The 15,256-nt window shown below is 42.5% G+C and carries 11 protein-coding genes; 4 read left to right on the plus strand and 7 right to left on the minus strand.

Annotated elements, in window-relative coordinates; all coding sequences use genetic code 11:
- Nucleotides 1-14: 14 nt before the first annotated feature.
- The 4 genes from J4N22_RS10070 to J4N22_RS10085 all read left to right on the plus strand — a co-directional run bounded on the left by J4N22_RS10070 (nucleotide 15) and on the right by J4N22_RS10085 (nucleotide 3,915).
- Nucleotides 15-1,073, plus strand: a complete 1,059-nt coding sequence (locus J4N22_RS10070; protein WP_207493869.1) for a class I fructose-bisphosphate aldolase — start codon at nucleotides 15-17, stop codon at nucleotides 1,071-1,073.
- 280 nt (nucleotides 1,074-1,353) lie between these two features.
- Nucleotides 1,354-2,265, plus strand: coding sequence for an acetyl-CoA carboxylase, carboxyltransferase subunit beta (accD, locus tag J4N22_RS10075; protein ID WP_207493870.1), 912 nt, complete (start codon nucleotides 1,354-1,356; stop codon nucleotides 2,263-2,265).
- A gap of 180 nt (nucleotides 2,266-2,445) precedes the next feature.
- A complete protein-coding gene (gene smpB / locus J4N22_RS10080; protein ID WP_207493874.1) occupies nucleotides 2,446-2,889 on the plus strand; it encodes an SsrA-binding protein SmpB in 444 nt (147 codons plus the stop codon).
- 87 nt (nucleotides 2,890-2,976) lie between these two features.
- Nucleotides 2,977-3,915 carry a hypothetical protein gene (locus J4N22_RS10085; protein WP_207493876.1) on the plus strand — a complete coding sequence of 313 codons (939 nt, stop codon included), beginning with the start codon at nucleotides 2,977-2,979 and terminating at the stop codon, nucleotides 3,913-3,915.
- Between the two features lie 37 nt (nucleotides 3,916-3,952).
- Here the strand turns inward: J4N22_RS10085 and J4N22_RS10090 are convergent, their stop codons facing one another.
- From J4N22_RS10090 to J4N22_RS10120, 7 genes are all read right to left on the minus strand, one after another.
- Nucleotides 3,953-4,312 (minus strand): RNA polymerase sigma factor, encoded by a 360-nt coding sequence (locus J4N22_RS10090; RefSeq protein ID WP_207493878.1) that lies wholly within the window; start codon nucleotides 4,310-4,312, stop codon nucleotides 3,953-3,955.
- Nucleotides 4,313-4,479: 167 nt separating this feature from the next.
- On the minus strand, nucleotides 4,480-5,349 hold the full coding sequence (locus J4N22_RS10095) for a DUF4843 domain-containing protein (RefSeq protein WP_207493879.1): 870 nt from the start codon (nucleotides 5,347-5,349) through the stop codon (nucleotides 4,480-4,482).
- Between the two features lie 19 nt (nucleotides 5,350-5,368).
- Nucleotides 5,369-6,853 carry a RagB/SusD family nutrient uptake outer membrane protein gene (locus J4N22_RS10100; RefSeq protein ID WP_207493884.1) on the minus strand — a complete coding sequence of 495 codons (1,485 nt, stop codon included), beginning with the start codon at nucleotides 6,851-6,853 and terminating at the stop codon, nucleotides 5,369-5,371.
- Nucleotides 6,854-6,874: 21 nt separating this feature from the next.
- A complete protein-coding gene (locus J4N22_RS10105; RefSeq protein WP_207493885.1) occupies nucleotides 6,875-9,850 on the minus strand; it encodes a SusC/RagA family TonB-linked outer membrane protein in 2,976 nt (991 codons plus the stop codon).
- Nucleotides 9,851-10,127: 277 nt separating this feature from the next.
- Nucleotides 10,128-12,641, minus strand: coding sequence for a DNA gyrase/topoisomerase IV subunit A (locus J4N22_RS10110; protein ID WP_207493887.1), 2,514 nt, complete (start codon nucleotides 12,639-12,641; stop codon nucleotides 10,128-10,130).
- A gap of 309 nt (nucleotides 12,642-12,950) precedes the next feature.
- A complete protein-coding gene (locus tag J4N22_RS10115) occupies nucleotides 12,951-14,288 on the minus strand; it encodes a serine hydrolase (RefSeq protein ID WP_207493889.1) in 1,338 nt (445 codons plus the stop codon).
- 110 nt (nucleotides 14,289-14,398) lie between these two features.
- Nucleotides 14,399-15,256, minus strand: coding sequence for a DUF1835 domain-containing protein (locus J4N22_RS10120; RefSeq protein ID WP_207493890.1), 858 nt, complete (start codon nucleotides 15,254-15,256; stop codon nucleotides 14,399-14,401).

The following is a 15,256-nucleotide window of genomic DNA, read 5'->3' on the forward strand; positions in this document are numbered from 1 at the left end:
ACTGACCACTTGCCATGGCAAATCAAAAAATCCTGGAACTTTTAGGTGACAAAGCAGAATACCTGCTAAACCACGAGTGTAAAACAATTGATAAGTCAACTATTCATCTTCCCTCTCCCAACCATGTTGATGAAAACTGGGTGAACAGCAATCGCAGCAACCAGGTTCTGCGCAGCATGCACACTTTGTTGAACACAGGCCGCCTTGCCGGAACAGGCCACTGCAGCATCTTCCCTGTTGACCAGGGAATTGAACACAGCGGTGGTGCATCATTCGCTCCCAATCCTATTTATTTCGATCCTGAAAACATAATAAAGCTTGCTATAGAAGGTGGTTGCAACGGTGTAGCCAGTACCTATGGCGTACTAGGTATCATGAGCCGCAAGTATGCGCACAAGATACCTTTCATTGTAAAGATCAACCACAACGAGTTTCTTAGCTATCCCAATAAGTTCGACCAGACCATGTTTGGCACCATTAAGAATGCATGGGATATGGGAGCTGTAGCGGTAGGTGCTACCATCTATTGGGGAAGCGCCGAAAGTTCCCGCCAGCTTAAGGAAGTTGCCGAAGCATTTGAAATAGCGCATTCTTTAGGTATGGCTACCATTCTTTGGTGTTACACCCGCAACAATGCCTTTAAGGTTGATGGTAAAGATTATCATACTTCAGCCGATCTTACCGGGCAGGCAAATCATCTTGGTGTTACGCTGCAGGCAGATATCATCAAGCAAAAACTGCCTACCAACAATGGCGGGTACCTGGCTACCAAGCACGGCAAAACTCACAAGTTGGTATACGAAAAACTTACTTCCGATCACCCAGTCGATCTTACCCGTTACCAGTTGCTCAATTGCTTCAACGGACGTGTAGGCCTGATAAATAGCGGTGGCGAAAGCATGGGCGACAGCGACCTGCAGGAAGCAGTGATCACAGCGGTAGTGAACAAGCGTGCCGGTGGAATGGGACTAATTCTTGGACGTAAAGCATTCCAGCGCCCGTTCCAGGATGGTGTCAGCCTGCTGCACGCTATACAGGATGTTTACCTGGACGAATCAATTACAGTAGCATAAAAAAAGAATACCTGTCGTAGCAATATGACAGGTATTTTTGTAACCAGCAGTAGTACCCTGTGGCATCATCGTTGTGTCACTCACTTGTACTACAGTACATAAAGCAGCAAAAGCTGCATATTAGTTTAAACATTAGAACAAAATGATAATGATCTAGCAAAGCGTTGACAGCAACTGGGAATTCTTACTGCGTACTATGTACTCCGTTTTTTTTCTAAAGCTGTCAGCTCAACCAGCACTAGATTTTATCACTATCTTCAATCCCCCAATTGAAAAGCGTATGAAAAAAGAAGAGGATTTTGATGCCAACCTGACCGGCGATGAAACCAAGAACGAAGAAGGAAGGCCGCGCTGGTTTAAGCGCATAAAAAAAGGAATTCTTACGCCTTCTTCAGAAAAGAAGGAAACACCGGAAGGGCTTTGGGCTAAATGTCCTGAGTGCAATTATATCTCAACCGCAGCAGATCTGAAAGAAGCATATTACGTATGCCAGAAGTGCGATCATCATCACCGCGTTGGTAGCAGCGAGTACTACGAGATCATCTACGATAACAACGAATACACCGAACTGTTCGAGAACATTCTTAGCAAGGACTACCTTGGTTTTACCGACCTGAAACCATACGGCAAAAGGTTGGAAGACATTTGGAACAAGACTGACCTGAAAGACAGTATGCGTGTTGCTACCGGCAAGGTAGACGGGCAGGAAATTGTAATCGCATGCATGGACTTTGAGTTCATCGGTGGAAGTCTCGGAAGTGTTATGGGTGAAAAATTCAGCCGCGCTGTTGATTATTGTATTGAGCATAAACTGCCGTACATGGTCATCAGCAAAAGTGGTGGTGCCCGCATGATGGAAAGTGCTTTTAGCCTGATGCAACTTGCAAAAACCAGCGGTAAACTTTCGCAACTTAGCGATGCACAGCTTCCGTACATAAGCATGCTTACAGATCCAACCTTTGGAGGTATATCAGCGAGCTTCGGTATGCTGGGCGATCTGAATATTGCAGAACCTGGTGCTCTTATTGGTTTTGCTGGGCCTCGTGTAATTAAAGAAACCATCAAAAAAGATCTTCCTGCAGGTTTCCAGCGCAGCGAGTTTCTGCTGGAGCATGGTTTCCTGGATTTCATTGTTCACCGCAGGTCATTAAAGCAAAAGCTGGCGCAGGTTATCAGGCTCTTCCAGTCTTAGAAAACTACAATTCTAAAAATCATAATTCAAAAGGGAAAACTTCAAATGGGTTTTCCTTTTTGCTTTGTAGAGAATATCCTGAACCACCAGGTAGATAGTGTTTTTCAGTATTTGTTATCACCAGGTTGCTACATTTTATTTTTGACTTCACAGTTTCACACATCACTTATTTTTGCCGCCATGGCTACTAAAGAAATAAATAACAGGCAGGCTTACCACGAGTATTATATAGAGGACAAATGGGTAGCTGGAATGGTGCTGATGGGAACAGAAGTAAAAAGCATACGCGAAGGAAAGGTTAGCTTCAACGATAGCTATTGCATGTTCTTCAAAGACGAGCTATGGATACGCGGCATGTATATAGCCGAATATTCTTTGGGCACTGCCAATAATCATATAGCCGTACACGACAGGAAATTATTACTCACCAAAAGAGAATTGCGAAAGCTAGAGACAAAGCTTAAAGACAAGGGTTTTACAGTTGTACCTCTTCGCATTTTCTTCAATGAAAAGAGTATGGCCAAAATAGAAATAGGCCTTGGCCGCGGTAAGAAATTGCATGATAAAAGAGACAGTATCAAGAAGAAAGATACCGAACGTGAATTAAAACGTTATCTCAAATAATTTATTCCCACCAAGCGTTTTTATGATTTTACTGGCATGATAATCGATTGAAGTCAGCGTTATTTGTCCAGCTAAATCTACTTTCTATTGAAATCTTATACCTTATCCCTCTTACTCCTTTTCTTTTCCATTACCCAAAGCGTTAAAGCTCAATCTGTATCAGGCGAATGGTACGGCATAGGCAGCGTGAACTGGGCTGGTGAACACAATAGTTACTTATCCGAACTTACGCTTACCCAAAGAGGCAATAGTGTTACTGGTACTTTCAATTATTTTTTTAGAAGTGTAGCTATCAAAACCAATGTTACCGGTGTCTTCAATAGCAAAACCCGCACACTTGAACTACAGGCAAGGCCGGTACTAAATTACCAGGCTAAAGATCAAAATGGTGCTGATTGTCCAATGGAGGGATCTTTCACTTTACGTATATCTAAATTAGAGACCACACTTACTGGTCAGTTCAATCCTACTTATGATTATCGTTTTACATGCCCTCCTATAAATATAAAATTTAAGAAAGAGCAACCTCAGGCCAAAACGGATGATCCGAAACTGAGAGATCTTGCTGATAATTTAGAAGATGATAATCCTTTGGAAAAACTATTGAAAGAACAGTTTCCAGAAGAGAAACCAGATACTACTGCACCAATGGTAGCCGCTTTGGTTAAAAGATCTTTTGAAGCATCAGAGGTTATAGAAGTAGATGCCGACAGCCTGAAGATCAGCTTGTACGATAATGGTGATATAGACAATGATACCATTTCACTTTTCTACAATAGACAGTTGATATCACATAAACAAATGCTAAGCAAACAGCCGCTCAACTTTACGCTGCCGCTTGATACTACGGTTAATGAAATAGCGATGTATGCAGAAAACCTTGGGACTATCCCTCCTAACACTGCTGTAGCAATTATATACGCTGGAGATAAACGTTACGAATTATTCATGACCAGTAACTTTATTAAAAATGCTACCATACGTTTTAGGAGAAAACCTCCTACACTTATCAGCAGCAATCAATAAGAATCTAAAGACCGGCTCTGCCGGTTTTTTTATGCAATTAACTATTTCTCACCTGGAAAACATCCATACTCTTACGCTCTGTGGTCATCCGAACGGAAGGAAATTCGGTGGCGCATAAAATCTTCTTGTACTGGTACTGACTAATTGTAATTTGAAAGATACCAAGTGTCCATGCTTCAAGATCTGCACCTGGTTGAAATTCTGAGATCTTATCAAATACCTGGAGAAATCCTTGTAATAATAAAGTTTCTGCTTCTGCAGTGGTTGAAGCATTCTCTAAACAATAAGTATACATAGCGGGAGAAAAATGATCGTATAACAATCTTTGACTTTCACGATCACCTTGCTGGCAAAGCAGAATGATAGAGCCTAACAGCTCCGTTGAAGGATTTTTCATAGAATGATTTTGGGTTTAGATGCAAAGACTATTCCATGGCAATTCATCAAATTCCTGCTGATTACATCCTTACCTGGTACTAATTTTCCTCTACTATGTTTTATAAAACAAAAAAAAAGGGCTGCCCAGAAGAGGCAGCCCATTGTAATTCCATTTTGAAAATGATCTTATCTAGCCATGTTCAAAGTATACATTGTATTGAACCAACCTAAACCAGTAACGCCTAATTGCATCCTGATAGTGATTGTTTGATTACAGATAGAGAAAGTTCCTCTTTGTCCATTAGAATGGTTTCTAACACTGATGTCCTGTCCAGAGTAAGTAGGATTGATCGTACCTGCATCACCAATATTAGATTGCTGAGTTAAAGTGATGATCCTGTTTGCCGGATCTGTCCAATCTAGATTGAAGGTTACCGGGTTCCATCCTGCATCAAAGATATTAGACACCGTGATGGTTCCAGTTGTAGGACTTGTTTGATTTACTGCAGTAACTGTAGTAGTGTAAGGTCCGTAAGGAGTACCGAACTCTTCAATGGTTCCAGGATAAGCTCCAAGGAAAGCATTCAGGTTTACACTTCCTTCAAAGCAAGGACCTGAAACAAACAGGTTGAAAGTGCTGGCCAACAGGCTCTTTGAAGTTTCAGCACCATCAATTCTCAGTTGAAGTGTATCTCTTCTACCAGTTAAGTACTGGCTCTGCACACCTCTAACTTCAAAACTGTCAAGTACTTTTCCCGCAGGAATAACAATAGAAGTTTTGCTTAAGTTATAGTGTGTACCTGCTACTGCACCAGAAGGTGAAGAAACAGAGATGTTGATTGTTCTGTCGGTGCTGGAAGGAGTAGTTAAACCTACCAATACTTTAAAAACAGAAGTTGGAGTAGCAATGGAATAATTACCAGATGCAGGCTTAGCAAGGAAGAAAGGTACTTGTTCAGGAACAACCATTCCTTCATCCTTTTTACAACCTACCAAGCCAGCCAGCATTGTAAATAATGCCAGGGCCAGGTAAAGGTGATTGAATTTATTTCTCATAATATTTACTTATTTAAGATTAGTACCCAGGGTTTTGAACCAGGTTTGGATTAGCATTTCTTACAGGCTCAGGAATAGGCAGTGCCCACTCTCTTGCTGTTGGTGCCAGTGTACAAACACCTGTTGGAGAGATATTAGAATTTCCACAAGTGCTACCTCTTACAATTGTACGAGTAGTACGCTTCAGGTCGAAGAAACGATGCCCTTCAGCTATCAGTTCTCTTCTTCTTTCGTTAGCGATAGCATCAAGTAATGCCTGTCCGCTAAGACCTGTAACCGGAGTATAACCTGTGATACGAGCAGCACGCAGTGTATTCAGATCCTGCAATGCAGCAGCATCTTGTCCACCCATTCTTGCTCTTGCTTCAGCCCTGATAAGGTACATTTCGCCAGTGCGGAAAACGATGAAGTTTGCAGCACCATCTACTGCACCACCTTTACCACTGTATTTGGTTACAGCTAGTGAACCACCTACATTACTAAAGTATGTGCTGTACCTGATATCATTGGTCTGGATAAGACCAGTGTTAGAAGTATTAGCTACCTCTAAAGCAGGACGGAAATAAGTCCTCTGCTGAGCAGGGAAGAAAATCAGGTAAGTAGGGCCAGACTGGCCAGACTCAACCTGTACGTTCCAAATGATCTCACCAGCTGAACTTTCAGTATACATACCTGCAAAAGCAGCACCGGTAGCCAGTGGCCTTGCATTGATAGCAGCAGTAGCTGCAGTCTCAGCCTGGCTCCACAAACCTGCATACAAAGAAACCCTTGCATTCAGTGCATGAACTGCAGTAAGGTCAATGAAAGGACGAGAAGCTCTTCCCGCAGGATTGATTGGTTGGTCTACGTTCGCCAGCAAAGTAGTTGCTTGCTGGATATCACCAAACAGGTTATCGTAATACACCTTATTCGACAACCTTGTAGGCTTTAGGTTAGATGACACAATAAATTCTGTAGTGTAAGGAAGCGCTAATGAAGTAGTGCTGTTCCTGTCGTAATCAACAGCCCAGTACCTGAACAGGTCAAAATGAGCCAAAGCACGAATAGCAAAAGCCTGCCCTTTGATCCTGTTGATCCTGCCCTGGTTAGAAGGCGTTGCAAATTTGTCCACATCCCTGATTACGATATTAGCATTAGCTATTACCTGGTAAGCAGCAGCGTACATATTTGTGATCTGGCCGGTATTACCATTGTAGATCCAATCAGCCATTGCTCTTGAGTTCGCCAGTGATTCCAAAGTCTCGTAAAGATTATCAGAAAGAACATCTGGCATGATAGCCCAACCAGCGCCGGTACCACTACCAGAACCATAATAGTTGGCGTTTCTAAATCTTGAATAGGCACCTGTCAATACCTGCTCTACCTGATCAATTGTAGATGGGTTCGTCAAGGCATCCAGCTGGTATTCTGGCGTTAGTTCCAGAACCTCTTTTCTTGAACATCCTTGTAGCACCATGATGAAAGCAACCAATGCTACGAAGGAATATTTTATTCTTTTAAACATACTCTTCTTTTAAAATTTGAATTAAAAACCTAGTGACAAACCTACAGTTGTTTGGATAAGTGCTGGGTATTGAGCACCTGTTTGAGCTGAAGATTGTGTTAATTCAGGATCGTAGCTCTGGAACCTTGTCCATGTCCACCAGTTTTGTCCCTGAACGAAGATCCTTGCACTTCTGATGTTAGCTTTAGAAAGCAAACGCTGAGGGAAAGTATATCCTAACATCACGTTTCTCAAACGGAAGAAGTCAGCATTTTCCAACAAACGAGTTGTTTCTGCCTGGAAAGCATTACCACCAGTAGAAGATGCTCTTGGAACATCAGTAACATCACCTGGACGCTTCCACTCTCTTAGCATTTCTACTGACATGTTATCAGTGTAGTACTGAGGGTTGATCACGTTGTTTCTTTCATTGTTGTAGAGAACACGACCAAGGAAGTAGTTCAACTGTGCGCTCAGGTCAAATCCTTTGTAAGAGATGGTAGATTGGATACCACCTACATAAGGTGCATCTGCAGTACCCTGGATACGACGATCGTTCACACTGTAAGTTTCAGTAAGAGCGCCATCTTTTGTGCGATACAATGCATTACCGTTAGCTGAGTTTACACCAGCAAATGGTACCAGGAAGTAGCTGTTAAGCGGACGACCTTTTGCAAGAATAGTAACACCAGTAACTGTGGAGTCAGTTGGAATTTCTACAATCCTGTTTTGGTTGTAAGTGAAGTTACCTTCCAAAGTCCACCTGAAATCTCTTGTTCTTACTACATCACCTCTTAACATGATCTCTATACCACGGTTTCTAAGGCTACCAAAGTTACTTGGGATAGAACCGAAACCAGAAGTAGAATAATCAACAGGAATAGAGAAGAACAGATCTTTAGTAAGCCTGTCATAAACTTCTACAGTACCAGACAATCTGCGATTCAACACCGCGAAGTCAACACCAAGGTTAGCAGTGCGGTTTGTTTCCCAGCTATAATCAAGGTTACCTGGAGTGATTGGAGAAAGTGCATTTGCACCAGCATAAGATGCAGTACCCAACATTGGGATTGGATAGTCACCTGCAGGAGCATTGTTGCTTCCTGTAGTACCAATACTAGCTCTAACACGTAGGTCGTTCAAGAACTTAACATCGCGAAGGAAGTTTTCTTGTGTAGCTACCCATGTAAGACCGAATGAACCAAAGTTTGCAAAGCGGTTGTTTACACCGAAACGAGAAGAACCATCACGACGACCTACTAATGTTGCATAGTATTTTCCATCGTAACCATAGTTAAGGATAGAGAAGTAAGAAAGGATACCATTTTGTGTACCACTACCATTCACTGAAGGAATGAAGTTAGCATTGGTAGCACTACCCTGTGTGATACCTGCTTCGTTTCTGAAATCAGTTGTGAAACCATAACCTACGAAACCAAATGTGCGGAAGTCAGTTTTTACAACCTCGGTGAAAACACCTGCTTCTACTTCATGCTTGTCGAAAGTTCTCTTATAGTTCAATGAAGTAGTACCAGTGTAGCGCAGGTTCCTGTTGAATTGTCTTTGCAAAGAACCTTCGCGGCTTTGTGCAGCAGAAGTTCTAGGGCTTGTATAGAAGTCAAATTCGTTCTGAGTATAATCTATACCCCAGTTAGTCCTGGCAAATAAACCAGTAACCCAAGGAAGATGGTACTCAAGGTAAGTAGTAGCTATACCTTTTACCTGGTGTGTAAACCTTCTGTTCTCAAACAATTCAAGCGCACCATTTGGCTGACCTGACCTGAACTGGCCAGTTGGTCTGCCTGTAGTAGGGTTGATTGTCTGCTGGTAGTCACCAGTTCTAGGATCAAAATCGCGATCGTATGGGTTAGTCCAACGGATAGCGTTCAGAGGCATGTTGGTGAAAGTTGCACCTTCAGAAGTATTGGTTGTTCTAGAGTAACCACCTTGAAGGGTTGCACCAAAACGGAAGTTCTTGATATTGTTGTCAACGTTGATCCTTGTAGTATAACGCTTCAAACCAGTGTTCTTAACGATACCTTCCTGGTCCATGTAAGACAATGAAGCGAAGAAACGGCTAGCTTGAGAACCACCAGAAGCACTTAGTTGGTGCTGCTGTGTCATACCAGTCCGGAAAAGCGCATCTCTCCAGTTGAAGTTAACCAGGCGTAAGCTATCTGCCTGCGCAGGAGTCCATCCAAAAGGATTACCACGCTGTAATTCGTAGTCAATTTTTTGCTGGCTGTTCATCATAACCAGGCGGTCTTTAGGTAGATCGCTAAAACCTACCTGAGCATCGTAGTTCAGGTTGATCTGTCCTGCACGACCTCTGCGGGTAGTGATAACGATAACACCATTAGCACCACGAGAACCGTACATAGCAGTAGCTACCGCATCTTTCAGGATCTCTACGTTTTCGAAATCACCTTGGTTAAGAGAAGCGAAATCAGCAGCAGAGATTTGGATACCATCTAAAATGTAAAGAGGTACGTTACCACCACTGATAGATCCGATACCACGGATACGTACAACTGCGTTTGCTCCTGGCTGACCACTGGATGCAATTACCGAAACACCGGCAGCATTACCTTGTAGCGCCTGGTCAAATGAACCGAAAGGTGCAGTACGTACTTCATTTATTGGAACCGCTACTGTGGCACCACTAAATTTCTTACGCTGAATAGTAGTGTAACCAGTAACAACCACTTCATCAATAGTACTTGCGCCGGCACGCATAGAAATGCTCATAGGCCCTGATGAAATAGGAGCCTGAACTTCTGCATAACCAACATAAGTAAACACTAGAGTGGTTACTGTGCCCGGAACGCGCAAACTAAAATTACCGTTTGCGTCAGTAGTTGTAGCGGGTGTGCCTCCTCTAGCACTAACTGTAACGCCACTCAGGGGGGTGTTGCCATTTTGGTCGACTACCCTACCTGTTACATCTCTTGTTTGTGCCCAAACAAGCTGACAGGTCAAAAGCATCGCCATGAGGCAAAGCATTCTACATTTTCTCATTAGACTGTTTTTTTTGTTAAACGATCGCAAATATATCCTTACAAGTAAACAATTGGTGGTGTAACGCTGCTTTTCTATTCACATTTTTTTAATAGTTATTAATGAGGATTCAGAAGAATAAGCATTATGTGTAAGGTTATATTCAAAGTTTATATCTAATTACAGTATCTAAAATGTTTTACACCCACTCATCAAGCTATTGTGGCTCTCATATAAAAAATGGCTACTGATTTTGTCAGTAGCCATATACAAAATGTAACCTTTAAGAAATTTTACATCAGAAAAGTTTAGCCTGCACGTCCTCTTCATTTTGTTTTTGCTCCCATTCCATTTCAACAGTTTTATTGTAGTCGGTCAATTTATTACCTGCAGCCTTCCAACCCATTACTTCTATAAATCCTGCTATCTGTATACGCTGGGTTGTAGCCTGTGCTCCTTTGCCTGTATGAAGAATAAGCACCGGCTCCTGGTCTGTGGTCACTGCTTCCAGCCTGTTGTTCTTACCTTCTTTAATAAATAAGAACTTGCTCTTAATGGATGATGTTTCAATTCTAAAACGCTTGATATTGTATTGCAGTTTATCGTTATCCAGGTAAACAGCAGTGATCACTTTTTCAGGATCAAACTTTTCAATCAAAAGAATTTTCTCAGGTTCAAAACGCTGCGTAAGTTCCGTATCAGTGAGCTCGTAGCTACCATCATCAGTTATTACCAGTAGCTTTTCTTCTTCGAAGCTGCCAAGGTATTCGCCTTTCTCTTCAGTATTCAACCTACCGAACTTACTGTCGAACCATAATTTCCTACCTGACAAAGTGCTTTTTCCAGCTTCTTTGAACTTGACTGTTTTGATAGGATACTTTGTTACCGTATTTCCCTGGCTGCCCCTACCCTTTATATCTATTGTTTCAAAGAAGAAATCAAACTCCTTGATACGTGCAGTACAATTCGGGCTAAGTACCACCTTTACTACTTCTGCTTCGCCATTGTGATTGGAAGTGAAATAATGGACTTTGCTCTTGTCGCTGCCTTTGGTAAGATCATATATTTTATCGCGGGTTATACCGGTTACATTAAAACGTTTTGCATAACTCACGCCTGAAGCTCCATCCAGGTAGATCATGTTGTAAGTAGTACGCTCATCATTCTTCTGAAATACTGCAGCATGAATGATATCCTTACCAACAAATACTTTTTCGGACACCCGCACCACCTTCATTTTACCACTCTTGGTAAAAACAATGATATCATCCAGGTCACTACAGTCTGTAATAAATTCATCTTTTTTCAAACCTGTACCTATAAAACCTTCTGCACGGTTCATATAGATCTTGGTATTGGCAATGGCCACAGTCTTAGCTGTGATCACATCAAACTGGCGGATCTCTGTTTTGCGCTCCCGTCCTTTGCCATACTTCTTCAATAAACCTTCATAGTAAGCAACGGCATAATCAGTAAGATGCTCAAGGTCGTACTGCACCTGCTTGATGTCGGCTTCCAACGCTTTGATCTGCGCGTTTAGTTCGTCGATGTCCAGTTTGTAGATACGACGTACAGGTTTCTCCGTCAGCTTCAGTACATCTTCTCTTGTAACATCTCTGCGCAGCTTCTTTACAAAAGGCGCAAAAGCTTTTTCAATAGCCACCAGCACCTTCTCCCATGTTTCGTGCTTCTTCTCCAGTTCCTTGTATATCTTCTCTTCAAAGAAGATTTTCTCTAATGAAGTATAGTGCCATTTATCCTGCAATTCACCCAGCCTGATCTCCAGCTCACGGCGCAGCAGGTTGCGTGTATTATCAGCGGACACCCGCAGCAGTTCGTGCACCGAAACAAACTGCGGTTTCTGATCAATGATGACGCAGGCATTAGGAGAAATACTTACTTCACAATCAGTAAAAGCATAAAGTGCATCGATGGTGATATCTGGAGAGATTCCCGGAGCCAGGTCAATGATTATCTCTACTTCAGCTGCTGTGGCGTCCGTTACCTTTTTTATCTTGATCTTACCCTGGTCGTTAGCTTTTACAATGCTGTCGCAAAGGCTGGAAACGGTGACACCATACGGAACATCACGTATTACCAGTGTCTTCTTGTCCAGCTCCTCGATCTTGGCTCTTACACGCACCTTTCCACCACGCTTTCCTTCGTTGTAGTTGCTTACATCAATAGTACCTCCTGTAAGAAAATCCGGAAATATTTCGTACTTCTTATTGCGAAGCGCTTTAATTGAGGCTTCTATCAGTTCGCAGAAGTTATGCGGAAGAATTTTAGTAGAAAGACCTACGGCTATACCATCTGCACCCTGAGCCAGCAGCATAGGGAACTTCATAGGTAAAGTAACAGGCTCATTCTTCCGGCCGTCGTAGCTCAGCTGCCACTCGGTTGTTTTGTTGTTAAAAGCAACATCGAGCGCAAACTTGCTCAGGCGAGCCTCAATATAACGTGGCGCTGCGGCATCGTCACCTGTACGTACATCGCCCCAGTTACCCTGCGTTTCTATCAGCAGGTTTTTCTGTCCCATGTTTACCAATGCATCGCCAATGCTCGCATCACCATGCGGGTGGTACTGCATACTCTGCCCGATGATGTTCGCTACCTTGTTGAAACGACCATCATCCATTTCCTTCATCGCGTGCAGAATACGTCGCTGCACGGGTTTCATTCCATCTTCAACAGCCGGCACAGCACGCTCAAGTATTACGTACGATGCGTAATCAAGGAACCAGTTTTTATACTGCCCTGTTACGCCGGTTTCGTTTGCCGGATCCGTAGGATTTAATACTGTTTTTGACATTTATATAATTACGCTTTCAAATTTTTATTAGAACCTATACCTATAGTTCCAGCTACGGATGATGTACATAATGTATTTACCGGATGCGGCTTAGGTGCCGCAAATATAATCCGCCAGCCTATCTCTTACCCATTCGTTAATAAGTGGGTGTAGCTACAAAATGAAATTCCCACGAGCAACAAAAATTGCACATATATACAAGGCAGTTTACCTTCTTCTATACAGGTAAAGAGAGTTCATGATATAAGTATAGGGATATAAGAAAAGCCGGCTTTCTTGGCGGCTCTGAATATAATATAGAAATCAATTTTACTTTTTCTTTATACCTGGTAAGGTCATACCATTTTGGTAAAGTATCATTTTCTCCACTTCACCTTTCTCATTTTTTACAAACTCCACTTGTGCGTCCACCACTTTCAGGAAAAACTCCCTTTCGTTTTTTGCATAAAGATCAAACTCTGGTTGATTGGTAGCCTGAGCCTTTAACTGGCCATCCTGTACACGAACAGTGATGCTGAATTGCGGAGTGATTTCATAAACTCCTTCATATTGTTTTAATATCCTCTCATCTACTGTAACGGCTGTTTTTGCCTTTGGCAGCTCATATGGTTGTCCATTAAGAATGGCTGCGATGTCTTTGAAAACTTTTCCAGGCTTTGCTACGCCAGAATTGGTAAGAACTACAATGCTGGAATTTTCTGCCGGGAAGATGCCGTTGTAAGAAAGGAAACCATGTATACCACCGCTATGAACAATGGCTGGCTTGCCTGCAACTGTATCAACCGCCCAACCGAAACCATAACCTGAATGACGAGGGGTAAACGCATTCTGAAGAGAAGCCTTCTTTAGAATTTTACCTGATAAAACGGCTGCATTCCATTTCTGCAGATCGCCTACTGTAGAATATATAGCACCAGCGGCATAGCACACTGTAGAGTCCACTATTGGTGCACGCGCTCCTTTACCATCACTTACCAAAGTGTATCCAATAGCTTTGTCCTTGTGCTGCAGGTGCGTAAAGTCAAAACCGCTGTTGTTCATTGCCAGCGGCTGAAAAATTTCTTTCCTTACCACCTGCTCGTACGGCTTGTTTGTAACCTTTTCAATGATGTAACCCAACAACATATAGCCACTATTGCTATAGTTGAACTTACTGCCAGGTTCAAATTCCAGCGGCTTGTCTTTTACCATAGCATAAAAGACCTGGCTGTTGATAGGCTTCTCCACTTCGTTCTTCATGAACTCGGAGTTGTTGGTATAGTTGTAAATGCCAGCAGTATGGCTCAGCAGGTGTTCAATAGTAAATTTATCAGCATTGGGAAATTCAGGCAAGTACTTGCTCACCTTGTCATTCAGCGACAACTTGCCTTGTTCTGCTAAACGCAAAATGATAGTAGCAGTGAATTGTTTAGTAACGGAGCCAATTTGAAAGATTGAATTGGCATCATTCATCACTTTAGCGTCAGCATCTTTTAACCCATACCCGTTGCTTAAGATTACCTGTCCTTTATCTGACACCAAAACGGAGCCATTGAAGATGCCGGCTCTTTCAGCTGCTTTCAGATAAGCATCTAATTTTTCTGCAGTTGATTGGCTGAAACTAAGGGAGTAGACGAAGCATAGAAAAAGAACAAGAATTGAGCGCATGTTAAATGGTTTTATTGTGCGTTGATAAGAGCATGTAATAAACCAAATGATTGGCATTATAATACTTGTTATTATACAAGTGCAACATATACCTGAATGAATGGCTCCAATTACGATTGTGAAGCTTCAGCAGATGTTGTTTCAGCTGCTTCAGCATTCGTACCAGGCAACCTCACCTGGAAGTCTTTCATATTTCTCCAGTCTCCCTGCATTTCTATCTTACCAACTTCTACCAAATATTTCAGCCTCCACAGCAGGTAAGAATCACCGGTTATTTCTTTTGATTTGGAAAAATATTGCTGCAACAGCTTGTTGCCTTTCTGCCATTCTTTCGTTACAAACTTCAGCAGTTCATTATCGTAATAATCATAGCCGCGTGAAACCAGCTTTTTACCACCTTCCAGTTGGCGCACGCCTTTATCTTCATTGCACAGTTTTGTCCACTCATCAGGATCAACTTCAAACTCACTTGGTGTTATGACCCGTGCCAGTTTCTTTGCCTTTACAAATTCCTTCGGCTGTATCTGGAAAAGGTTGGTAGGATAAAAAATGTTGCCCTTCTCATTAATGAAAGGCAGATTGTTCAGGTAAAGGATATAGATCCTCCCCTGGTATTCTGTTAGCTGGCTCATCAGCCAATAGTAGCCGCTAACGTCGTGCTTGTTTTGTGCGGCCCATATCCACACAATCTCTTCAGGGTTTTCATCCAGCTTCGCCTTTAGTTCCCTTACCACCTTCTGATCATCTACATGTCCATCATCAGCAAGTCCTTCATTATGGCCGCCTGCCAATATATCTTTCCACCACTGCAGGCGTGCTGCAGCGCCTTCTTCTGTATCGACATCAGCCAGAGGTCCGACTGCAAAATCGTCCTGCACCTCTGCTATTTCACCATCCATAGACGGATCCAGTTCAAAGCTTTTACGCAAAGCCTCTACATTGGCTTTTTCGAAAACAACGTGTATCAT

Source organism: Aridibaculum aurantiacum (assembly GCF_017355875.1).
Lineage (GTDB): Bacteria > Bacteroidota > Bacteroidia > Chitinophagales > Chitinophagaceae > Segetibacter > Segetibacter aurantiacus.